Raw genomic sequence first — 23399 nt, 5'->3', positions numbered from 1 at the left:
GCTCCATGACGGGTAAGGCCATCCTGCTCAACGGCGCGTCAAGCAGGGGTAAGTCGTCGATCGCGCGCGCCGTTCAGGCTCGCATCGGCGAGCCCTTCTGGCATTTCTCCATCGATCACCTGCGTGACGCCGGCGTCCTGCCGCTGGACCGCATCCGCAGCGGCGAGTTTCCCTGGTCAGACCAGCGCGACGCCTTCTTCGACGGCTTCCGTCAGTCGCTGAAGGCCTTCCTGGCGCCGGGCAACAACCTGATCGTCGAGCACATCGTGGAGACGCCGGCCTGGATGCAGCAACTCACGATCCTGCTCGAGAGCGCCGACGTCTTCTTCGTTGGGGTACACTGCCCGCTGGCGGACCTCGAACGACGCGAACTGGCCCGTGGCGATCGCCCGATCGGAAGCGCCGCCTGCGACTTCCACAACATCCACCGCCACGCCGTCTATGACCTGGAACTGGACGGAACCCATAGTCCCGAGACCAACGCCCATCGCCTCATCGGGGAATGGGCGGCGCGGGAGCGGCCATCGGCCTTCGACCGTTTGCGCCTGGGCTAGCCTCGGATCGCCGACACGAGCGCCGCCACGCCATCCTCGGGCGAGCCGTCGTTCTTCACCTCGATCACGTCGTCGCCCTGCGTGACGTAGAGATCCGCCCGCGCCAGACGGTCTTTGATGCCCGCCGCATCCTCGCGCCCGCGGGCGGCCAGACGGCGCGCGACCGTGGCGGGACTGGCCGAGATCGATACGACGCGGACACGCGCGAACCGCGATCGGGCCTCATCCAGCACCGCGCGCGAGACGTTGGCGACGACAGTGCGGCCGGCAGCCAATTCGGCGGCCAGCTCGGCGGTCAGGCCATAGCCGAAGCCGTGCGCCTCCCAGGCCAGCAGGTATCCGCCCCCGGCGCGGCGCGCCTGAAAGTCGGCCTCCCTCACATGATCATGGTCTTCCCCGCCGGCGTCGGCCGACCGGGTGATCTCGCGCCGGGCGAACAGGACGCCGTCGTCGCCGGCCAGCGCCGCGCGGGCCCCGTCCAGCAGCGTGTCCTTGCCGACCCCCGAAGGGCCGACCACGAGGACCAGCAGGCCGTCAGCTGTGCTTTTCAACAAAGGCGTGGGCGTCGAGGCGGCGGAAGTCTTCGAGGGCTTCAGCGAGGCGATCATGGCTCCAGTCCCACCAGGCGAGCGCCAGCAGGCCGTCCTGAACGGCCTTCGGAAAGCGCTCGCGGATCGGATGCGACGGCACCCCACCCACGATCGTGAACGGCGGCACATCCTTCGACACCACCGCGCCGGCGCCGACGACCGATCCCGTCCCGACGGTCACGCCCGGCAGCACCGTCGCCCCGTGCCCGATCCAGACATCGTGGCCCAGGACCACGCGATGCGAACGCCGCCACTCGAAGAATTCCTGATCGTCGGCCTCGGCCAGGCGGTACGACACCGCGCGATAGCTGAAGTGGTGCTGGGCCGCCTTCCAGGTCGGATGGTTGCCCGGATTGATCCGCGCGTCACGGGCGATCGAGCAGAACTTCCCGATCTCGGCATAGGTCGCCGACGCGTCGTTCACGATGTAGCTGTAGGCCCCCATGGTGACTTCCGAGAGGCTGGTGCGGGCGCCCACGCGGGTCCAGGCGCCCAGGACGCAGTCGTGAACCGACGCTTCCGGATGGATCACCGGCGCCGCCGGGTCGAGCTCATCGGCGCCGGCCGGCGTGTGTCGCTCGAAATAGCGGTCGCCCGGCTCCAGCGGACGTTCGGCCAGTCGAAGCATCAGGCGGCCTCAACCGCAGGCAGCGGCTCAAGGGTGCGGCTGGCGCGCCGGCCATAGACGCGTTCCAGCACCGCGGGCGTCAGACCCTGGGGCGGGCCGTCGAACACGATCGCGCCCTTGGCCATGGCGATCACCCGCGTGCAGTACGTCCGCGCGATCTCAAGGCTGTGCAGATTGACCAGCACCGGCACGTTCCGCTCGTGGCAGATCCGCTGCAGGGCCTCCATCACCACCTCGGCGTTGACGGGATCCAGCGAGGCGACAGGCTCGTCCGCCAACACGACGTCGGGTTCCTGCAACATGGCCCGCGCAATGGCCACCCGCTGCTGCTGACCGCCCGAGAGCGTGCCGGCCCGCTGCAGCGCCGCATGCGCCATGTCCAACGCGTCCAGCTCGAGTACGGCGCGAGCCCGGTCGGCGGTCGGGAAGATCTTGAACAGCGAGGGCCCCAGCGGCCGCTCGGCGACCACGCCCACCAGCACGTTGGTGACCACGTCCAGCCGCGGGCACAGGTTGAATTGCTGGAAGATCATCGCGCAGCGGCGACGCCAGCGCCGAAGGTCGTCGCCGCGCAGGCCGCTGACTTCGCGACCTTCCCACAGGATCTTGCCCGCATCGGGCTCGCTCAGGCGGTTGATCATCCGCAACAGGGTGGATTTCCCGGCCCCGGATCGGCCGATGATCCCGACCATTTCGCCGCGGCGGCACGCCAGCGACACGTTGTCGACCGCGACCGTATCGCCGAAGCGCTTGGTCACTCCCTGGAGCTCGAGCATCGACCCTCCGCTGCTGTCGGGGACCAGACTAGGCCCCATGGGTGACGCCCCCGTGACGCTGCAGGGCGCAGGGAAAGCGACGAGACGCCAGGTTGTCGGGTCAGGCCAGCCGCGCGCGCAGGCGCTGGGAGATCGTGTCCAGCACCGCCACGCACACCACGTAGAGCAGGACGATGAAGGCCACCTCGTCGAACGCGAAGATGCGGATGCGCTCTTCCAGCTCGAAGCCGATGCCGCCCGCGCCCACGATGCCCAGCACCGCGGCGTTGCGGAAATTGCTCTCCAGGAAGAACAGTGTCTGGCTGGCCATCAGCGGCGCCACCTGCGGCAGCAGGCCGTAGCGCAGGACGACCGGCGGCGAGGCCCCAGCCGAGCGCAGACCCTCCAGCGGCTTCTCATCGCAGTTCTCGATCGCCTCGGCGTATAGCTTCGCCAGGCCCGGCACGTCGGCGATGGCCAGGGCCAGCACGCCGCCGAACGGCCCCAGGCCGAAGGCGGCCACGAAGATCAGCGCCCACACCAGCGCCGGCACGCCGCGGAAGATGTCCAGCGCCCGGCGGAAGCCGAAATGCAGCAGCGGCTGGGCCACCACCGACTTCGCCCCGAACACGCCCAGCGGGAGTGCGGCGACGGCCGCCAGCACGGTGCCCGCGAAGGCCATGGCGAAGGTCTCGGCCAGGGCGCGAAGGATACGCACCAGCTCGCCGCCGTCGCTGGGTGGGATCATCGCCCTCAGGAACGTCGCCAGCTTGCCTGAGCCCGCCGCCAGCGCCGCCGGCGTGAACCCCACGTCGATGGCCATGGCGACCAGCGCGGCGACAGCCAGAACGCCAGTGACGCCGCGCACCACACGGTCGCGCCAGCTGGGGCGGATGGCCCTCGGAGCGAGCGCCAGCGCCTGATCCATCCTACCAGGGGTCATCGCTTCGCTCCCAGGCCGATGAGGCGATGGCGGATCTGCTCGGATGCGATGTCGATCAGGAAGATCATCGCCACGATCAGCAGCAGGATCGCCAGGTAGGTGTCGAACTCGGTGTAGGTGATCGCCCGCTGCAGCTCGACCCCGATGCCTCCGGCGCCCACGATGCCCAGGGCGGCGGCGGCGGCCACGTTCCCCTCCAGGCGCAGCAGCGCGTACGAGGCGTAGTTGGGCAGCACCTGAGGCAGCACGCCGTAGCGGATCTTGCGGGCCAGCCCCGCGCCGCTGGCCTCCAGCGCCTCGAGAGGTCGTGGGTCGACCTCTTCGTTGACCTCGGCGAACAGCTTGCCCAGCGAGCCGAAGGTCGAAAGCGCCAGGGTGATCACCCCCGCCAGGGGTCCCACGCCGAACGCGGCCACCAGGATCAGCGCCACGATCAGATCGGGCAGGGTCCGGATCAACTCCAGGGTCCGGCGCACCACGAACCGGACGGGCGCCAGCGGCATCAGGTTCCGCGCGCAGGCAAAGCCCGCGAAGCATGCCGCCGCTGCGCCGGCCGTGGTGGCGATCAGCGCCATCTCTACGGTCTGCCACCCCGTCCGCAGCCACAGAGGCAGTTCGTAGTACCACCACGCCAGCGACCCCCGCGCCTGCCGATCCTCCAGCAGGGCCTCGGCCTTCAGGTCAGGAACCATGCGCGCCAGAAACTCGCCGATGCGCCCCAGCGGGTCGCCGCCGATGTCGGCCGAGAAGAACTCGCTCCGCTGGAACGACAGCGCGAGCAGGGCCGAAAACGCGAGCAGCCCAATTAGCGCCTCGGCGCGACGCCGCCGCAGGACGCGTCGCCGCTCCTGCTCGAACGTCTCGACGGCCGCGGTCACTTCAGCGTCGCCAGGGTCAGCGCGTCGGCTTCCGCAGGCTGGAACTCGGCGGCGTCCTTGGTCCCGGCGGTCGCGAACGCAAAGGCGGTCGGCGCCTCCAGGTGCATCGGCATGTGCAGGCCGATCAGGCGATACCGCAGCTCGTCCGGGATGTCGCGCCGCACGACCAGCGCCTGCGCGGCGCGGGGACGGGCCTTGAGGACGATGCGCAGGTCAGCGCACGGATTTGGGACCTTGGGCGAGACCATCCGGCAGACCCGCTGCCAGGCTGCCGCATGCACGGCCACCGCGTCGACCCGGCCGGCCCGCAGCTCGGCGAGGGCCTGGTCTCCATCGACATCGATCTTCGGGCGATAGCCGGCGGGCGCCAGGCCGCGCTCGGACAGCACCGTCTGAGGCGTGGGAAGGCCCGCAGGCGAGCGCCCGCCGAACCCGATGAGCCGGCCCTTCAGCGCGGCGACGTCCCGAGCCGGATCGCCCGCCCGCACGGCCACGACCACCGGGATGCGGTTGGACTCGCGGGCCCCGCGAACCGTCAGGATTGCGCGCGTCTGGGCGCGGACAGGCGCGAACGCGACCGGATCCAGCCAGGCCATGTCGGCCTCGCCTCGCGCCAGGCCGGCGGCTGCGTCGGCCGCGCTGGCGTAGCCGCACTTCATCGCGGTGCGGCCCAGCCGCTTGGCGAGCAGGTCATAGTAGGCCCTTTCGCCGGCCGCGGCGCCCCCGCCCGGTGGTGCGCAGGGCGCCCTGGCGCCGACCGCGGCGATGCGGAACGGCTCGGCCCGGGCCCCCGCAGCTGTGAGGACGAAGACTGCGGCCAGCGCGAGCGTGGCGACCTTCACGGCCGGCCTCCGCCACGCCGCTGGGCGAGTTCCTCGCGGCGCAGGGCGATGATCTCCTCGTAGTGGCGGCGATCGACGGCGGTGTAGGCCGAACCGTCCAGCTGACCGATCTCGGGCCACAACTCGGGCTCGTCGTACGGCAGCGCCGCCATGGCGCCGCGGACCAGATCGATCAGAGCCTGCGGCCGGTCGGTGCGGGCGACCAGGGCCTCGCTGGGGATGGGGCCGGCGGTCCAGACAATCCGGAAATCGTCGATGTCGACCAGGCCCTCGCGCGCCAGGGTGCGCAACGGTCCGCGCGTAAACCCGGTCTCGGGCGTCCCGCCGCTGGCCTGGAGGATCGCCGCATCGAACTGGCCGTTCGCCAGGGCCATCACGGCCTGGGTGTGGCCGCCCGCGAAGCTGGTCTTGCCGAAAAACGTGTCGGGATCGATGCCCTGCTTCCGCAGCGCCGCGCGCGGATAGAGGTATCCGGAGGTGGAGTTGTAGTCGACGTAGCCCAGGCTGTGGCCCTTCATGTCGGCCAGTGACTTCATCGGGCTGTCGGCGCGGACGACCAGCGCCGAGTAGTAGCCGGTCTCGCCCTCGGCCTGGCGGGGCGTCAGCAGCGGGGCCACCTTGTCGCCCACCTGGGCGTCGACGTTGGCGTAACCGCCGCCAGCGATATTCGCGAAGTCCACCTGGCCCGACGAGATCGCCTGGATGACGCCGTTGTAGTCCGAGGACTCATAGAGACGCACCGGCATGCCCAACGCCTTGGACAGGTGCTCGCGGTAGACCTCGCGGCGACGGACCAGCTGGGGGTCGTCATTGTTGCCGCTGATGGCCATCTTGAGTTCCTTGAACTCGCCGCGCCAGCCGGCGGACGCGCTGGGCGCGCGCTCGCCGCACCCCGCCAGCGCCAGCAACCCCGCGACGAGCAAGCCCGCCCGCCATACCGATCGTGCCATGCCCTCACCACGCTGCCGCCGGCAGCACCGCCCGCGTCCCGGCATGAATCCCCGGCGCGCATGTCGGCTCGGTGACGCCTGAGTGACGATTGGATGCCCAGTTGCCCGCTTGTCGGCGGCAGCGTCGAATATCCCTCAACCCCGCGAAAGGGTCAGGCGTCCGCAGGTCGCGCCGCGCTCGATAGCCGCCGCCTTCCAGGTCAGCCCGGCCTGAGGACTCCGCCACAGGCGGCGTCGCTTTTTGTTCAACAATAATTCTGGATTGTTTGACAATACCACGGCGTTATACCGACGATCTAACGACGCGCCTCGACCTGTCTGGCCATTGGCGTGGGCTCAAAGGGGGATGATCGATGCGGCGATACCTGTTGCGCGGCGTGGCGCTGGCGGGACTTGCCGCCTTCCCCGCTTCAGCTCAAACGGCGACAACGGACGACAACGCGCTCAGCGAGGTGATCGTCACAGCCCGCAAGCGTGATGAAAGGCTGCAGGAGATTCCCGCCGCAGGCAGCGTCCTCACCGGCGAGCGGCTGCAGGACCTCGGCGGCGTCACCGACCTGCGAAATTTCACCAATCTGCTGCCCGGCGTGTCCCTGGTCGACAACGACAGCGTCAACAGCGAGTTCGCCATCCGCGGCGCCGGCCAGGCCGGGCGCAACGTCAACGCCGACTCGGCGATCGCGCTTCTTCGCAACGGCGCCCAGGTGACCGGGGGCAACATCGGCGGACGCGGCTTCGCCCGCATGGACATGTTCGACGTCGGCCAGATCGAGGTGCTGCGCGGCGCCCAGGGCGCGTTGTACGGCGCAAACGCCGTGGGCGGGGTGATCTCGGTCGTCAGCCAGGACCCGAAGCCGACGTTCGGGGCGCAGGTGGAGGGCGGCTACAACTTCAACAAGGAGGGGATCGACGCCATCGGCATCGTCAACCTGCCGATCAACGATGTGCTGGCTCTGCGCGTGGGCGTCGACGTCACCGAGCAGGACGGCGGACGCGTCTACAACACCTTCCGTCGGGAACACATCGACGGCGGGGACTATCGCGGCGTGCGGGCGGCCCTGGCCTTCACGCCGGACGACCGCTTCAAGGTGGTCGCCACCATCGACCTGTCCCGCCTGGACGACCCCACCGGGGGTCAGGTTGACGTCCAGCGACGGCTCTACCCGGCGATCCCGGAGACGTTCGACTACCAGACTCAGGCCGAGGGCAACACCAAGGCGCGGCTCCGCCAGAACATCGCCAACGGCAACCTCTCGATCAAGGCCGACCTCGGCTTCGCGGAGTTGTCCAGCACCACCAATGCCCGTTGGCGCGACTCGACCGCGACGTCCGATGACGATGGCCGCTTTCCCGGCGCGCCACTGCTGGCGAACGGCCAGCCGAACATCACGGGCGGCGCCACTTGCCGCACCAACAACTGCTTCTCGACCTTCGCCGACCAGGTGAACGTGTTCTACCAGGAGGTTCGCCTGAATGGGGACAACGGCCCGTTGACCTGGGCCGCCGGCGTCGACTTCCGCGCGCTGAGCGACTCCTACACGGTCGCGAACTACGGCCGGGTGCAGGGCGCCACGCCTGTCGCCCCGTCCTTCGCCATCCTGGACAGCGACAATCGCACCTTCGGCGCATACGGGACCGGATCCTACAAGATCACCCCGGACCTCTCGGCGGAGGTCAGCCTGCGTTGGACCCAGGATGAGAAAGAGCTGTTCGGCGGCCTGTCCAACGGCGTGCCGCTCAAGGGCTCGATCCCGCCTCGAGAGCGCACCTTCGTAAACTGGACCTACGGCGGCTCATTCAGCTGGCAACCGACATCACGGCTAAATGTCTACGCGCGCTTCGCGACCGGCTTCCGGGCCGGCGGCTACAACCGCGACTTTGGGACTTCGAACGCCCTGCCGGGCAATCCTGCCACGCCGCTGGCCTATGACGAGGAGACGACCACAGCCTATGAGGCCGGAGTGAAGTTCGACGCCTCGCGCGCGCTGCAGGTCACGGCGGCGGTCTTCCGCACCGACTACCGCGACGTGCTGGTCAGCGACACAGGCACGCGTTTCGCGGCTCAGGGCGGCGGCGCCTTTATCTATCTGGACAACCTGGGCGACGCGAAGGCCACCGGCGCCGAGGTGGAGCTGAACGGAGTCGTTGCGCAGCCGATGATCGGCGGGCGCTTCGTCTACACCCTGTCTGGGACCTGGATCGACTCGACGCTCGACTCCCCGATCTCCACCGTCGACGGCAATAAGCTGAACGGCACGCCGGACTTCGCCCTCACAGCCAGCGGCACTTACAGCCGGCCGATCGCAGGCGAAATCGAAGGCTTCCTGAACGCGGCCTACAAGGGCGAGTGGGACGGCTACTACAACATTTCCAACCTGCAGCGCCGTGACACCAACCGGAGCCTGCAGCTGAGGGCCGGCATCCGTCACGGCGACAAATGGGAGGTCGCGTTGAAGGCCTCCAACGTGCTGAACCAACGCTATGAGTTCCTGTACGGCGCTGGCTTCCTCGTCGCGACGCCGGGCCCCGAGTATGTCCTGCAGTTCCGGAGCCGCTTTTGAGCCGTGACCTTCCGATGAAGCCGATTGATCGACGCCAGGCGCTCGCCGGCGGCGCCAGCCTGGCGACCGTGGCCGCGGCGCCGTGGGACCGGGTCGAGGCAGCCCGGCTGAAGACCGCCGCTGGCGAATGGCCGGCGTACGGCGGAACGAACGCCGCGGCGAAGTACTCCCCGCTCGACCAGATCGACGCCAGCAACGTGAACCGGCTGAAGGTCGCCTGGACCTGGGACAGTCCGGATGCCGCGATCATCAAGGACAACCCGTCGCTTGCCCCGGGCGAGTTCCAGGCCACGCCGATCATGGCCGACGGGGTGCTCTACACCTCGACCGCCTTCTGCCAGGTCGTCGCCATCGACCCGGCAACGGGGCGCAACCTGTGGGTCTATGATCCTGGCTCCTGGAAGCACGGCAAGTACACCAGCAAGGGCATGCAGCACCGCGGCGTCGCGTACTGGCGCGACGGCGATGACGCGCGCGTGCTGATCGGGACGGGCGACAACCGGCTGATCGCGCTCGACGCGCGGAGCGGCAAGCCGATCCCCAGCTTTGGCGTGGACGGCGAGGTGGACCTGGGCGTCGTCGGGCTGCAACGGCCGCCCCGGCGCGATCCCATCGACCTGTTCGCCTCGACCTCGCCGCCCACCATCTGCCGCGACGTGATCGTGATGGGTCAGTACATTCACGACCGGCCCGTGGTCGCAGATATGCCGCCCGGCGACGTTCGCGGTTTCGACGTGCGCACGGGCAAGCTGCTCTGGACGTTCCACACCGTCCCCATGAAGGGCGAGTTTGGCTGGGAGACCTGGGAGGACGGCTCGGCGGCGCGCAACGGCAACGCCAACATCTGGGCGCCCATGGCGGCGGACGATGACCTGGGCCTTGTCTATCTTCCAGGCAGCTGCCCGACCAACAACTTCTACGGCGGGGCGCGGCCGGGCGACAACCTGTTCGGCAACGCCCTGATCTGCCTGGACGTGAAGACGGGCAAGCGCCGCTGGCACTATCAGTTCGTCCATCACGACATCTGGGACTTCGACCTCCCCTGCGCGCCCAACCTGGTGGACATCCGGGTGGGTGGGCGGCGGATCAAGGCGGTGGCCCAGGTCACCAAGCACGGCTTCACATTCGTCTTCGACCGCGTCACCGGCCGCCCGGTCTGGCCCATCGAGGAGAAGCCGGTCGCGCCCAGCACCCTCGCCGGCGAGAAGCTCTCTCCTACCCAGCCTTTTCCGTCCAAGCCGCCGCCTTTCGAGCCGCAGGGCATGACCGAGGACATGCTCATTGACTGGACACCCGAGCTGCGCGCCGAGGCCTCGAAGATCCTGGCCGAGTACAAATGGGGGCCGCTCTTCACCCCGTTCAGCGAGACCCTTACCATCCAGCGTCCGGCATGGGTCGGCGGCGCGAACTGGGGCGGCGCCGCGGTCGATCCCGAGAGCGGCATACTGTACGTGCCCTCGACCTCGTCGATCGGCGCGCTGGCCCTGGCTGCCGACGGCAAGCGGATCGGCACGGGCGAGACCGAGGAGATCGCCGGATCGGCCCGCGCGGTCACCGGCCCCCGCGGCCTGCCGCTGGTGAAGCCGCCCTATGGCCGGATCACCGCCATCGACCTGAACCGCGGCGAGATCCTCTGGATGAAGCCGAACGGGCCGGGGGCCAGCGAGACACCGGCGTTCAAGGGCCTGAACACGGGCTGGGTGGGCTCGATGGGCCGCACCGGGCCGCTGCTGACCAAAACCCTGCTGTTCCTGGGCGAGGGGCCGCACGACGTGAACACGCGACGGGTGCTGCGCGCGTGGGACAAAGCGACCGGGGCAGTGGTGGCGGAGCTGCCTCTGCCCGGCGCAACCCTGGGCCCGCCCATGACCTATCTGGCGAACGGCAAGCAGTACGTGGTCTGCGGTATGGGCTTTCGCCGAACGCCGCATCGCCTGGTGGCCTTCGCCCTCCCCGATGGAGCCTGACGATGACCGAGCAACTCAGCCGCCGCGCCGCGCTCGCCATGGCCGCCGCCTCGACCGCCGCGCTCGCAACCCCCGCCTGGGCGGTTGGCGCGATCAAGCACTACATCCTGGTCGATCTGAAGCCTGGGACTGACCAGCTGGTCCTCGATCGCTGGTACATGACGTTCCACGCACCCCAGGTGCGGCGAGCCTTCAAGGCCTGGCAGCGCAACTACGTTTCGTTCCGCAGCTACCTCCCGCCCGAAGAGGCCCGCAAGGCCTACCCGCTGCAGTATGGGCGCATGACGGAGATCCAGTTCGACACCCTGGCCGACTTCCAGGAGAGCCGGCCGAACAACATCTATGCCGGCGGCCTGGGCTCCTTCACGCCGCCGCCGGGCGGCTGGGCCAACGCGGGCTTCGAAAGCACCACGGCCACGCTGCCGGTGAACCCGCAGCAGGTGTTCGTGGCGAAGGACACGCCGCCCAAGGAGACGCCCTACCTGCGGTGGATCATCTTCTTCCGCTATCCCAAGGGCGTCACCCCCGAAACCGGCGACGCCTGGTACCGGGACGTCCACGCCAAGGAGGTGGGCAAGCTGCCGGGTCTGCGTCGCTATGCGCTCTATTCGGCGGTCAGCCCGGCCTCGACCTATCCCCGCGTCGCAGAGATGTGGTTCGACGACTATGCCGCCTGGAAGGCTGCGTTCCTGCCAACCCCGAAGTTCACGCCGCCGCCGTGGGGCGGGGACGGGCTTCACGTCGAGTCGATCTCCATGTTCATCGGCGAGAACCCCGACGTCGACTTCGTCAACGACAAGCGGTCCATTCCCTGACCATCAGCCTGTGGCCACGCCCTTGGCCAGCAGCAGTCGGCTGACCTCCTGCTGGGTGAAGTAGATGATCCGGCGTGCGGCGCCGGCGGCGGCCTCGGCGTCGCGGACCGACAGCGCCGCGGCCAACTGGCGCCAGTCATCGATCGGCCCCAGCACGCCGCTGTCGGTGAGGCCCATGTACGAGAAATGCCAGCGGGCCTTGCGATGCGACGCCGCCATCATCTGCTGCGCGTCGCGGCTTCCGTGGCGTGTGATCAGGGCGCCGATCTCGACCCCCTGGTCGACCCGCCACCGCACGCTCTGGGCGGCGGCGACCTCGAGCATCGCCTCTATGCGGCCGACGATCTCCCGGAGATCGGCGTCCGGCGCCCGAAAGCAGGCGAACCGGGCCACCAGACCGAACAGAGCGGCGCGAACCTCGAACAGGTCGAACAGCTCGTAGACCGTCGGCATCGTCACCCGCGCGCCGCGGAACTTCTCCAGCGCGACGAAACCGTCCTCTTCGAGCAGACGCAGGGCCTCGCGGACGGCAGAGCGCGCGACGCCCATCTCCTCCGCCAGCTTGATCTCCCGCAGCCAGTCTCCGGCCTTGATGTCGCCGCCCTGGATCTGGTCGCGCAGCACGCGTGCGATCGCGCGGGCGCCGCCGCTTGACCGTGCGCCCGCCGCCGCAGCCTTGGCAGATCCGGGGTCGCGTTTGCCCGCCATCGATGGAGTCGCCCGGATTGTTGTCAAAGCCGCCCTGATTGTCAGTCGTCACCGCAAAACCGCAAGCCCTGCCATCAGGTTGGCGTCGGCGAGTGAACCGGAATGGTATCGCGCCGTGATCTGTTGGCGCATCACATCACACCGTTGCGCGAACGCCTCGGGCAGCGTCTCACGCTGACATCGGTCCGGGGAGAATCTTCCGGACACCCCGCGATAGGACGTCCATAGCGGCGGCTGATGGCCTCGCTAGAAGTTGTTGCAGCACCCCGGTGCAACGCTTGGTTTTCGCAGAAGAGTATGGCTAGCTCCCCTTGGGGATGGGGGCAGACCGTGCGTATCGCGAACCGCATTTGGATGGACTTGGGCGCCGCACCCGCGCGCCTGCCGTTCGCGCGCAAACGGCAGGGGCCGATCTGCGAGGCCGGGAGCAGAGGTCAGCGCTCGCGAGCGGCAGCTGTGGCGATCTTCCTCGCGCCACTGGCCGCATGCCAGACGCTGCCGGTTCCCTGTGTTCGCCCGAGCGGCCTGCGCTCGATCGACATCAATTCCCGTCCTGAAAGCAATAACGGTCGCCCGATTGCGATCGATCTCGTCTATGTCACGGCCAAGCCCGCCGCCGCCGCGATCTCAAAGCTCCGGGCGCGGGACTATTTCGCCCTCCACGACCAACTCTTGCGGGACTATCCCCGGGACGTGCGCACGCGGCGCTGGGAGATCCAGGCCGGACAGCAGGTCGCGACAAGCAAGGTGACGCCGCCTTGCGGACTCAATGGAACCTACCTCTTCGCCAGCTACCAGGCGGCGGGTGACCACCGCATCTCCGTCGGCAAGGCCAAGGCGGGCACTTTGACGCTGGGCGAGCAAGAGATCGCCTGGACGCCGAGATAGGACGAACCCGGGACATGAACTCAGAGTCCGACCCTGCCAACAAGGCCGCCGAGTTGCGCAAGGCCGACAGCGGCCCTGTCGTCCTTGAAGCCCACGACATCCCCGACCTGCTGAACTGGCACGAGGGCATGCTGCTGATGCCCTGGCACTTCCAGCAGTCGACGCGGCGATCCGAGGCCTTGGCAGGCTGGCTCGTGCAAGCGAGCCATCCCCACGGCTGGGGCGTCCGATCGCTGACGTCGAGCCTGGACAAGGGCGTCTTCCAGGTCCGCGCGCTGGAAGCCGTGATGCCCGATCGGATGATGATCAGCTATCGCGACACCGAGCATGAGGCCCTGAGGGTCGACGTCAGCGCGGCCCTGCAGAAGTGGCATCAGGTCCATGTCCATGTCGCGGCTGTCCGATGGCCGGGCCTCGAGCGCGGCTGGGGCGGCGAGGCGCGATATGGCGTCGCCGCCGGCGCCGCGCCCCTGGCAGGGCTCGATGTCCACGACGACGAAACGGACGAGACCTTTGCGGAGAAGCCCTGGTTGCGGCCACGCCTGTCGCTGGAGTTGACCGAGGGGCCCCTCGAGAGCCTGCCCGGACGCCTGGTCGGGCTGCCGCTCGCCTGCCTGATCCTCCGCGAGGGCGCGGTCGTCCACGAGCCCTATCAACCGCCCAGCCTGGCGCTCGGAACGTTCCTACGGGGCGGGAATGGCGCGGACTCGCCGATCCTGGAAGAGGCCGACCTGGTCAGGCGCGAGCTGACGCGCAAGGTTGCTTTCCTGAAGGACAATCTGCGAGCCCGAAGGAGAAGCGCCGAGGGCGGCGACGACCCTGAACTGGCCCCCCAGAGCCGGCACGAGGTGCTGGAGACGGTCGCGCAGTTCTTCAGGTCCCGCCAACCCCTGATGGACCTGCAGGCCGTCAGCCGCACCCTGCCCCGCCTGAACGCGATGATCTCGGACGCGTCGGCCACGCACCCGCAAGCCGCATTCCTGACGCTCTGCGACGTGCTGGGCGACCTCTCGGCGATCGGCGGCGAGTTCCGACTGCCGGACGCTCTGCCCGGCTACGAACATCGCGACCTCCTGAGGAGCTTCGCCCGAGTGCGGGAGCAGATCGGGACGATCCTCGAAACGCTGAACCAGAGGTACCGCGCCGTTCCGTTCGAAATCCAGAAGGGGGATGACGGGACGGTTCGTTTCCGCCTGAAGAAGCGTCCGGCAAGCACGGACGCAGCGTTCGTCATCTGTGCTTTCGCCGACCCCGGCGCCGACGGAACGGGCATCGACCGCTGGATGGCGAAGGCCCGGATCGCGACCGAGCAGAGCATGCGCGAGAAACCCGAGAAGCGCACGCGGGGGGCCGAGCGCGAGTTCATCTCCGAAGATGAGGCGCTGGACACTCGGAGCACCACCGAGCGGCGCTTGTACCGGATCAGGGACTCCCGCGACGACATCGTCAAGGACGACCCCGTGCTCATCGTCGAAGGCGAAGGCGAGAACCCACCGGCGCAACTTTACCTCTATGTCTCTGCACGGCCGGCCGCAAAGTCATGACCGCAAGGCCGCTGAAAGACATCGATCAACGGCGGCTCGACGACTTCCGCAGCTTCTACGGGGTCGTCATCGCGCTCCGCGACCGGTTCTGCATTGCGCAGGGGGACGCGAGCACGCCACGCAGTCCTGACTTGGCCGGCGCCCTTCAGGAACATCTGCGCAGCAAGCTCGAGGCGCTCGGCTATATGCCGGTCGCGTCAGGCGACGACGAGCCCGCCGTCGGGCCGGCCTACGTCATGGTCGCCATGGCCGACGAAATGATCCTCGCGGCGCCCGGAGACTGGCCTGGACGAGTCGACTGGGTGCGCCGGCCGCTGGAGCGCGCCATCTACGGCACGCGCCTGGCAGGCGACCGGGTGTTCGAAGCAGCCCGGAAGCTTATCGACAACCTGGGCGACGAAACCGGGACCGCGATCGTGATCCTGACGTGCATCCTGCTCGGCTACCAGGGCCGGTACCGCGACGAGGAGGACGGGCCTGCCGAGATCGCCCGGGTGCGCGACCAGCTTTACAAGCTCGTCCACGGTCAGCCCTGGACGGCCGCCCCGACCGAAATCCGGGTCGCGCCGGAATCACCGCCGCTCTCTGGCAAGAGCGTCTTCCGCCTGCCCGCCCTTTGGCCGTGGTTCGCGGCGATCGCGGCCATTGTGCTGGCCTATATGCCGGCGACCCACCTGTTCTGGTGGTGGCAGGTCCGCCATGTGAGCCAGATGGCGGACACTATCGTCGGCCATGATAGCGGCAGACGCGGACCGTGACCGGCCTGCCGACCCTCGCGCTTGGAGCGGCGCTCGGGGTTGTGGCCATCGCCGTGCTGGCGCTGCTCGCCGTTGGGATCGCCCTCGGCCTCAAGCGACTGTTGAAGGGCGACGCCCCGGCGGAGACTGTCGACGGGCAACCGAAACTGGCCCTCTCTGCAGCGGTGAGCGCGGCGGCGGCCGAATTGCGCGACCTGGCTCGCGGCCGCGACAGCGCCGAAGCCGTACCCTGGATCCTGGCCGTGGGCGCGGCGGCCCCGGAAATGCAGCCCCTGCTCCCTGCGCACGCGGCCGCGGCAGCCGAAATGCGGACGATCGGCTGGCTTGATCACGCGCGCATCGCCCAGGAGGGGACACTGTCGTTCCACCGCGGGGGCGTTGTCCTGACGTTTGATGACGGCTTGGTGGCCAACTCGCCGTGGGCGCAAAAGCTGGGCGGCCTGCTGAGCGCCGTCGAGCGTGCGCGGGGCGCGCGCCCCATCGACGCGCTGGCGGTCGTTGTCCCGGCAGGTCTCCTGACCGCCCTGGCCGATCCACAGTCTCCCGCCGCAGTCGACGCTGTCGCCGAGCGCGGCCAGCGGCTCTACGACATCATCACCAAGGTCCAGAAGCACACGGGCTGGCGACTCCCGATCCATGTTCTCGTCTCTGGCTGCGATGACGCGGTGCCGGGCTTCGCGGACTGGCTGGCGGCCTGCCAGGTGGAGGACGGCGTCACGGGGCAGATCGAAACACCCGTGCTGGGCTGGGCGCCGCCCGACGGCATCGACGCGGCCTACCGCGCCAGCTGGGTCGAGACCGCGTTCCGGTCCATGGCCAGGGCGCTGACCGCGCAACAGTTCACGCTCATGATGCGGCCCGCGCAGCCTGGGACCGAGACGTCGATCTTCCTGTTGCCGCAGCGCCTCGAGATGCTTCGCGCAGGTGTCGCCGCGCTGTTTGAGCGAATGCTCCAGCCGAGCGCCTACCATGAGGCGTTCATGTTCCGCGGCCTTTATCTGACCAACGGCGGCGATCCGTCGCCCCAGGTCGATGCGGAGAGCGTGGCGGCGCACCTCAACGCCGGCCCGGCCGAGACCCGACCTGGCGCGGAAGCGCCTGGGCCGACCCCGAGCGGGGAGACCCCGGCCGCCACCGCAGGCGCCGACGCTGATCTTTCAACCCTGCGGCTGGGTCCAATGTCCGCCGGCGCCGGCGGACATCGTGCGGCGGAACGACCCCGGCCCGCAGCGCGCTCCCCTATCGCCCATCGGGTGTTCGATACGCGCGTCTTCATGGAGGCCGGCCTGGCGCAGCCGGCTTCGGGCGAGATGACACGCCGCCATCGCGGGCTCCGCTGGGCGCAGGCCGGGTTCGCGGCCACCGCGCTCGCCGCGGTTTTGGGCGTCTGGGGGCTTCAGCATTTCCTCGACCGCCACCTAGAGCCGATCGACAGGCTGCTCTCGACGATTTCCACGGACGTGCGACACGCGGAGACCTCCAGCCCGCAGGCAATCCAGGCCGGCCAGTCAGTGGCCGGCGATTGCGAAGCCCAGCGGCGGGACGCCCGCGAGACGCTCATGGTCGCCACGGCCGAACCGGCCGTTCTGGCGCAGTCCGAGGAGTTGCTCGGGCTCATGGCCCGGGTTCACAGCAACGGCGTCAGCACGCCGTGGGCGCCAAGCTCCGCGCTCGACCCGCTCAACGACGACGTGGAGGAAGCGGTCGGCATCGGCTATCGGATCACCATCTGCCGGGCGCTGCTCTACAAAATGGGCACCCGCGAGGGCATCAACGCGTTGCTGGCCCCCTACGCGCTCAGCATCCCGGCCGATGAAAGCTGGCTCAACATCGTCGCCAACGCGGCCAAGTTCGATCGTCACTACAACCACCTCAATGAGCTGCGCGAGCCTGGGCAGAGCAATCGCGAGAAGGTGGCGACGTTCCGCGACGTGGCTGCGTTTGCGTTCGGCATCTCGGTGCCGGCGACGTTCAACGTAGACTACCAGATCTATGGGCGAGGGGTCGCTGAGAGCTCGGCGCCGCGGTTCGAAGACGCCGAGGTCCGAAGACTGTTTCAGAACGCCCTGGACGAGCGGTTCAAGGCCGCCCTCCAGGCCCGGTACACGTGCCGCCCGCTCGCACGCGCGGTCGCGAGGATCGTCGACGCCTTCCGGGTCGATGCCAGCATCCTGGGCGCCAACAACCCGGCAACTCCCGGCGGCGCTTGCGTCGATGCGATCCCCGCCGGCCGGCCGTCGTTGGACGTGGGCGAGGACTCGCCGGGCCCGGAGGCGGTGCTGCGCCAGTTCCTCGCCGACTACCAGACCATCTCCGCCCGCGGCGCGATCCCCGGCGCCTACGGATGGATCTACAATCCCCAGGTCGACGAGAAGGGACCGGCGGCTCAGCTCCCGGCGCTCGAAAAGCTGACGCTGGTCTCCACGGCCTTCATCCGTGAACTCGGCCGTCAGTCCGACACCTATCGCCAGGATGCGTCCCAGGCGCTCAGCACGGCGACCGTGGCGGGCACGCCGGTGCTGGCCCAGGTGGATGGGCTTCCCCAGCCGTCGCCAGGTATGACGGCGACGCGCGCCTACGTGCAGCAGTTGCTGGCCCAGCCCTTCATGGCGCAGCCTCCGGCCCTTGCCGGCGCCGACCTGCCCGACGGACCGATCGCCTGGAACCTCCAGCGCCTGCAGGCGGCGGAGAGGGCCGTCGAGAGCTTCCTCAGGTTTTCGTTCGCCTCGCCCGTGGATGTCCCGGCGCCGGCGCAGGCGCTCGCCCGCGCTGCGGCCATCGAGCACCTGTCAGCTTATGTCGACGCCGAACTTGCGGCGGCGGCGATGCCGCTGGGGTCCGTCGCCGAACCGGACCAGGCAGAGACAACCGCACTGGCCCTGGCCCTGCCGTCCCTCACGCGGTTGCGCGATCTGCTGCGCCAGTCGCGCGCGCCCGCGGCCGCCGACCTCGCCGACGAACTCGACGCCACGGTGAGCCGTAGAGCCGAGACGCTGCTCCGGGCCGCCGAGCAGCGTCTCGACCGACGGGCCGTCTATGCCCTGGACGGCAACGCCCTGCAGAGCTGGACAGGTTCCGACGGCTTGGCGCCACGGGCCTTCGGCGTGGCCACGGCGGAAGACCTGAAGGCCGAGCTCGCCGAGCGGCAGGCGATAGTGAGCGCGATCGTCGAGGCCGCGAGCCCGCTCGCCAGCTACCTGCGCGATCCTGGCGCCCTTATGGAGTCGGCGGACGGCGCGGCGCGCGCCTCGCGCCTGGACAGGCTCCGCGCGACGCTGCAGGCCCACGAGGCCAACCGGCCTGGCAATGCGCTGTCCCGGCTGGAGCAGTTTGTCGCCGTCGACCTGGATCAGATGCGCCTGCCCTCATGCCGCCTTCGAGACCCGGTCGGGACGACGCGGGACTACTTCTCCGATCAGATCCGCACGATCCGCCAGAGGGCTCTGGCGCTTTGCGCCGGCGGCATGGAAGCCCGCTACGCCGCGATGGCCAGGCGGTTCAACCAGGACCTCGCACAGCAGTTTCCCTTCGCCGGCCCGGCAGCGCCTGCGGCCGATCCCGACCGCGTGCGCGACTTCTTCCTGACGTACGGCGACGACCTTCCCGCCTTGAAGGAGGCCCTGGCGGCCGACGGCCTGCGTCCCCACGGGGCGGCCGGCCGGGCCGCGGCAGACTTTGTCGATGACCTGATTGAGACCCAGCACGCGCTGGCGCCGATGTTCTCCGCCGGCCGTCCGGGCGCGCCCCTCGCCTATCGGGTCGATGTGGAGTTCTTCAGCGATCCCGGACCCGGGCAGTCTCAGGTCATCGAAGCCGCTATCGGGCCACCCGCGGCCCGCGCCGTCAGCGGCGCCGCCGACCCGGGCTTCACCTGGACCAACGGGCAGCCGATCAGCGTGCTTCTGCGGTGGGCCGCCAATGCCCCAAGCCAGCCGAGGTCGGATCGCGCGGGCGGCGGTTTCACAGCCGAGGGCGCAACGGCCCAACTGCGCGTGGACGGCGACTGGGCCCTGCTGCGCCTCATCCGCAGGGCCGAGCCCCGGCCCTCCGAGATCGCGACCACGACGCGGCGCGGCGGCTTGCCGATCGCCTTCTCGGTGCCGCTCATCCCCAACCTGCAGAAGCCTGCCATCGGTGGCGACCCCAGGGACTTGAACGAGGCCCGGGTGTTCCTGCGCCTGACCCTGAAATCGGCGGCCGCGGCCGGTCCGGCGGGCCCGCCGGCGAAGATTAGCCTGCCGCCGTTTCCGACGATGGCCCCAGACCTGCGCCGCACCGCCGCCCAGTATCCTCGCCAGGATCAGGGCGGGTCATGAGCGAGTGGGCCGCCCCCAGCGCGACGGACGCGCGCATCATGGACCTGCTGGCGCCCATCGCCGTGGCCAATCCCACCGGCCGCTCCATTCGCTACGAGCCCGACTACGCCCTGATCGAGGATGCTCGCCGCGAGGAGAACGCCGCCCTGCCCCAGGGGATCTGGGAGCGCGATGTCAAACGGGCCGACTGGGCGACCGTCGAGCGGCTCTGCACGGACGCCCTGATCCAGCGGTCGAAGGACCTTCGGGTCGCCTGCTGGCTGGCGGAGGCGTGGCTGCAACGTGAAGGTATCCCAGGTCTGACCCGAGGCCTCCTCGTGCTGGACCAGCTCAGCCGACGCTACTGGCCCGACCTTCACCCGGCGATCCGCGACGGCGACCTGGGCGCGCGCGTGGCGCCCTTCGAGTGGCTCAATCGCCGCGTTCCCGTCGTGATCAATCTGCTGCCGCTGGTCTTCGATCCCGCTCAGCCCGAGCGCGCCTACAGTTGGTCGACCTACCTTGAGGCGCAGCGGCTGGAGCACGTCCGCCAGCAAGACGCCGGCGCGGCCCAACGCGCCGAGGCCAAGGGCGCCGTGACGCTGGCCCAGTTCACGGATTGCCAGCGGCAGACGGACAGCGACGTCTTTCGCGAATTCCTGGCCGCAGCGCGCGCGGCGCGTACCCGACTGGGTGAGCTGGAATCCACGCTGACTGGCCTGTGCGGACGCGACGCGCCGGGGTTGGGGCGCATCCGCACCGTGCTGCTGGACCTCGAGGCCTTCGTCGATGGCGCACTGCGCGAACGGGCAGACGAAGAGGTCGACCCGCCGCCGCTTCTGCCGCCACCCGCCGCCGCGACGCCCCCTCGTCCTCCAGCACCCGAGCCTGGGCCAATGTCCCGCGACATCGCCTATCGCGAGCTGGCTCGGATCGCCGATGTGCTCGCCGTCCTCGAGCCCCACAGCCCGGTCCCGCTGGTGTTGCGCGAGCTTCTGGCCTGGGGCGGGCTCACGCTGCCGCAGCTGCAGGAGCGCCTCAATGACGCCGGCAGCGACGTCTCGGTTCTGCTGCAGGTCCTGGGTCTCGACGCCGACTGACGGTTGTGTGCTCGCCCAAATCGGCAGTGGTTGTGGAATGGTCTTTGACACCCAAAACGTTAAGTGTTTACCCTTCATTAAGCACTTGGGCGGGGGCGCCCCTTCTCAAAATAAGTCATTGATTTTCCGGGTGAATATTCAGTCTCCCCGGGCTGGAGGGCGGAATGGCGGACGGCACACAGCATAAACTGTCGCGGGTGCGGCCTCCCCGCGTCCAGATCACCTATGACGTCGAAATCGGCGATGCGATCGAGAAGAAGGAGCTCCCGTTCGTCATCGGGATCCTGGCCGACCTCTCGGGAGACAAGACGAACGCGATTCCGCTCCAGGAGCGGCCCTTCGTCGAGATCGACCGCGACAACTTCGCCGCCGTGATGGCGCAGCTCAGCCCGACCCTGCAGCTTCAGGTGAACGATGCCCGGGCCGAGCCCCCGAAGGCGGACGAGACCGGCGAGACGGCCGGAAAGGACCCGACCAAGGCCGTCTTCAATCTCACCTTCACCAAGCTCGAGGATTTCCAGCCGGACAAGCTCGTCGAGAAGCTCATCAACGACGACACGAACCCGGGCATCAGCACCTTGTGGAAGCGGCGCAACCAGCTGCGCGACATGCTGACAAAGCTGGACGGCAACGATCCTCTGCTCGGGAAGCTGACCGACGCCAGCCGCAGCGAGAAGCTGCTGGAGGACCTCGGAGCAAAGGTCAGCGACAGGCTGGGCGAGATCCGGGCGCTGCCGAAGCCGGCCGCCGGCGGGAATGGCGAGAGCCCGCCGGCCGGGCAAGCCGACGGCGGGTCGGGATCAACGACGCCCGTTGCCGCCGGCGGTTCGCAAGAAACGCCTGTGGTCGAAAACACTCGAGAGACCGAAACGCCTGGCGAACAGGGCGGCGGCAACACCTGACGCTCGCGGCCGGCGGGCAGGCCGCAGACGCCGTCTCCCGGCGGCGGCGCGGCGCCCACCGACGAGATGAGACCTTCCCATCAGAATTCGCCTGCCAAGCAGGTGACAGGAGTTCCCGATGAGTGAACCGGCCGACCAGATCGATTTCTCCGGCATTCTGAAATACACCCGGCTCGCCGAGCCCGGCCTGGACGCCCCGCCGTCGCCGGACTCGCTGGACGAGTTCAAGACCACCCAGATCGAAGGCCTGAGCATGCTCACGGTCTTTGTCGAAACGGCGACCGAGGCGGTGAAGAACGGAACGGCCGGGAACGGGGCGAGCCGGGATCCGGCCATCCGCAAGCTCATCCAGGACGAGATCGCCCGGCTCGACGCGATCATCTTCCGCCAGCTCAACGACGTCCTGCACCACGAGGATTTCCAGGCGCTGGAGGCGAGCTGGCGTGGTCTGCACCATCTGGTGGACAAGGCCGAAACCAGCTCGCGCCTGAAGCTGCGGGTGCTCGACATCGGCAAGGAGGAGCTCAAGAAGGACCTCGAGGACGCCGTCGAGTTTGACCAGAGCAAGCTCTTCAAGAAGGTCTACGAGGACGAATACGGCACCCTGGGCGGCAAGCCTTATGGCTGCCTGATCGGCGACTACGCCTTCAGCCGCACCACGCCGGACATCAAGATGCTCGGCAAGATCGCCGAGGTCGCTGCGGCGGCGCACGCGCCCTTCATCGCCGCGGCCGACCCTGGCCTCTTCGACATGGACGACTTCCGCGACCTCCCGCGGCCCCGCGACCTTGGCAAGATCTTCGAGACGTCCACCATGGCCGAGTGGCGGGCCCTGCGCGAGAGCGAAGACAGTCGCTACCTCACCCTGGTGCTGCCGCGCGTCCTCATGCGGCTGCCCTATGACAAGAAGGAGAACCCCGTCGAGCGCATGGACTTCACCGAGGAGGTGGGCGAACCCAGCGCCGCATCCGGAGGTCACACGGCGCAGGACGACGACCCGGCCCTGGACCCCAAGTCCAACAAATACCTGTGGGGCAACCCTGCCTACGTCCTGGGCGAGCGGATCGCCAACGCCTTTGCGCTCTACAACTGGACCGCTGCGATCCGGGGCATCGAGGGCGGCGGCAAGGTCGAGGGCCTGCCGCTCCACAAGTACAAGACGCTGCGCGGCGACAAGACGGTCTACATCCCGACCGAGGTGGCGATCACCGACCGGCGCGAGAAAGAATTGAGCGACCAAGGCTTCATCACGCTGGTGTACTGCAAGGACACGAACTACGCGGCGTTCTTTGGCGGGCAGACTGTGAACAAGCCCAAGAAGTACAACAAGGCCTCTGCCAACAGCAATGCAGAGCTCTCCGCGCGCCTGCCCTACATCCTGAACGCCTCGCGATTCGCGCACTACATCAAGGTCATGATGCGCGACAAGATCGGCCGCTTCATGACCAAGGAAAACGTCCAAACTTACCTGACCACCTGGATCAGCGACTACGTGCTGGCCAAGGACGACTCCGGGCAATCCATCAAGGCGCAGTATCCGCTGCGCGAGGCCCGCATCGACGTCTCCGACATCCCTGGTCGCCCAGGGGAATACACCGCCACCATCTTCCTGCGGCCGCACTTCCAGCTTGAGGGGCTGACCGCCTCGCTGCGGCTGGTGGCCGAACTGCCGGCCCCCGTGGCCTGAATCCTCGAAAAAGCACCAACTGCTAGAAGGGCGC

General features: G+C 68.8%; 19 protein-coding genes. 11 read left to right on the top strand and 8 right to left on the bottom strand.

Annotated features, from left to right (window positions below; translation table 11 throughout):
• The first annotated feature begins 5 nt into the window (after positions 1-5).
• Positions 6-554 (top strand): chloramphenicol phosphotransferase CPT family protein, encoded by a 549-nt coding sequence (locus ACQ66R_RS19775; RefSeq protein ID WP_430424741.1) that lies wholly within the window; start codon positions 6-8, stop codon positions 552-554.
• Here the strand turns inward: ACQ66R_RS19775 and phnN are convergent.
• From phnN to phnD, 7 genes are all read right to left on the bottom strand, one after another.
• Positions 551-1105: a phosphonate metabolism protein/1,5-bisphosphokinase (PRPP-forming) PhnN gene (phnN, locus tag ACQ66R_RS19770; protein WP_430424739.1), complete on the bottom strand. Its 555-nt coding sequence runs from the start codon at positions 1103-1105 to the stop codon at positions 551-553. The two genes, ACQ66R_RS19775 and phnN, sit on opposite strands and share 4 nt — an antisense overlap.
• A complete protein-coding gene (locus tag ACQ66R_RS19765; protein WP_430424737.1) occupies positions 1089-1772 on the bottom strand; it encodes a DapH/DapD/GlmU-related protein in 684 nt (227 codons plus the stop codon). The genes phnN and ACQ66R_RS19765 overlap by 17 nt, the downstream gene beginning before the upstream one ends.
• A complete protein-coding gene (phnC, locus tag ACQ66R_RS19760; protein WP_430424735.1) occupies positions 1772-2548 on the bottom strand; it encodes a phosphonate ABC transporter ATP-binding protein in 777 nt (258 codons plus the stop codon). The genes ACQ66R_RS19765 and phnC overlap by 1 nt, the downstream gene beginning before the upstream one ends.
• Positions 2549-2648: 100 nt before the next feature.
• Positions 2649-3470, bottom strand: coding sequence for a phosphonate ABC transporter, permease protein PhnE (phnE, locus tag ACQ66R_RS19755; RefSeq protein WP_430424733.1), 822 nt, complete (start codon positions 3468-3470; stop codon positions 2649-2651).
• A complete protein-coding gene (phnE, locus tag ACQ66R_RS19750) occupies positions 3467-4348 on the bottom strand; it encodes a phosphonate ABC transporter, permease protein PhnE (RefSeq protein WP_430424731.1) in 882 nt (293 codons plus the stop codon). The genes phnE (ACQ66R_RS19755) and phnE (ACQ66R_RS19750) overlap by 4 nt, the downstream gene beginning before the upstream one ends.
• Entirely contained in the window at positions 4345-5190 is an 846-nt protein-coding gene (locus ACQ66R_RS19745) for a PhnD/SsuA/transferrin family substrate-binding protein (RefSeq protein WP_430424729.1), read from the bottom strand. Before ACQ66R_RS19745 ends, phnE (ACQ66R_RS19750) begins: the two co-directional genes overlap by 4 nt.
• Complete coding sequence (phnD, locus tag ACQ66R_RS19740) at positions 5187-6140, bottom strand: phosphate/phosphite/phosphonate ABC transporter substrate-binding protein (RefSeq protein WP_430424727.1); 954 nt, start codon at positions 6138-6140, stop codon at positions 5187-5189. Before phnD ends, ACQ66R_RS19745 begins: the two co-directional genes overlap by 4 nt.
• Before the next feature lie 353 nt (positions 6141-6493).
• On the opposite strand from phnD, the gene ACQ66R_RS19735 reads away from it, so the two are divergent.
• Genes ACQ66R_RS19735 through ACQ66R_RS19725 form a run of 3 tightly spaced genes read left to right on the top strand, consistent with a single transcriptional unit; the run spans position 6494 to position 11483 of the window.
• Entirely contained in the window at positions 6494-8701 is a 2208-nt protein-coding gene (locus tag ACQ66R_RS19735; RefSeq protein ID WP_430424725.1) for a TonB-dependent receptor, read from the top strand.
• A gap of 14 nt (positions 8702-8715) precedes the next feature.
• Entirely contained in the window at positions 8716-10668 is a 1953-nt protein-coding gene (locus ACQ66R_RS19730; protein WP_430424723.1) for a pyrroloquinoline quinone-dependent dehydrogenase, read from the top strand.
• A 2-nt stretch (positions 10669-10670) separates the two neighbouring features.
• Positions 10671-11483: an EthD family reductase gene (locus tag ACQ66R_RS19725; RefSeq protein WP_430424721.1), complete on the top strand. Its 813-nt coding sequence runs from the start codon at positions 10671-10673 to the stop codon at positions 11481-11483.
• Positions 11484-11486: 3 nt separating this feature from the next.
• Here ACQ66R_RS19725 and ACQ66R_RS19720 read toward each other — a convergent pair whose 3' ends face one another.
• Positions 11487-12191 (bottom strand): GntR family transcriptional regulator, encoded by a 705-nt coding sequence (locus ACQ66R_RS19720; protein ID WP_430424719.1) that lies wholly within the window; start codon positions 12189-12191, stop codon positions 11487-11489.
• 330 nt (positions 12192-12521) lie between these two features.
• Between ACQ66R_RS19720 and ACQ66R_RS19715 the strand changes: the two genes are divergently transcribed.
• The 7 genes from ACQ66R_RS19715 (at position 12522) to tssC (ending at position 23365) form a co-directional block, all read left to right on the top strand.
• Positions 12522-13079, top strand: a complete 558-nt coding sequence (locus ACQ66R_RS19715; protein ID WP_430424718.1) for a hypothetical protein — start codon at positions 12522-12524, stop codon at positions 13077-13079.
• 14 nt (positions 13080-13093) lie between these two features.
• Entirely contained in the window at positions 13094-14623 is a 1530-nt protein-coding gene (gene tssK / locus ACQ66R_RS19710; protein WP_430424716.1) for a type VI secretion system baseplate subunit TssK, read from the top strand.
• The gene (locus ACQ66R_RS19705; protein ID WP_430424714.1) at positions 14620-15381 is read left to right on the top strand and encodes a DotU family type IV/VI secretion system protein; all 762 of its coding nucleotides are present in this window, start codon (positions 14620-14622) and stop codon (positions 15379-15381) included. Before tssK ends, ACQ66R_RS19705 begins: the two co-directional genes overlap by 4 nt.
• Positions 15378-19697 carry a type VI secretion protein IcmF/TssM N-terminal domain-containing protein gene (locus ACQ66R_RS19700; RefSeq protein WP_430424712.1) on the top strand — a complete coding sequence of 1440 codons (4320 nt, stop codon included), beginning with the start codon at positions 15378-15380 and terminating at the stop codon, positions 19695-19697. Before ACQ66R_RS19705 ends, ACQ66R_RS19700 begins: the two co-directional genes overlap by 4 nt.
• Positions 19694-20776, top strand: coding sequence for a type VI secretion system protein TssA (tssA, locus tag ACQ66R_RS19695; RefSeq protein WP_430424710.1), 1083 nt, complete (start codon positions 19694-19696; stop codon positions 20774-20776). The genes ACQ66R_RS19700 and tssA overlap by 4 nt, the downstream gene beginning before the upstream one ends.
• Before the next feature lie 164 nt (positions 20777-20940).
• Positions 20941-21678, top strand: a complete 738-nt coding sequence (gene tssB, locus ACQ66R_RS19690; protein WP_430424708.1) for a type VI secretion system contractile sheath small subunit — start codon at positions 20941-20943, stop codon at positions 21676-21678.
• Between the two features lie 118 nt (positions 21679-21796).
• Positions 21797-23365, top strand: coding sequence for a type VI secretion system contractile sheath large subunit (tssC, locus tag ACQ66R_RS19685; RefSeq protein ID WP_430424706.1), 1569 nt, complete (start codon positions 21797-21799; stop codon positions 23363-23365).
• The last annotated feature ends 34 nt before the right edge of the window (positions 23366-23399 follow it).

Origin of the sequence: Phenylobacterium sp., assembly GCF_965284355.1 — a bacterium.
Classification (GTDB): Bacteria; Pseudomonadota; Alphaproteobacteria; order Caulobacterales; family Caulobacteraceae; genus Phenylobacterium.
Note: the sequence above shows the minus strand (reverse complement) of the source record. Positions and strands in the feature narration are given on the sequence as shown.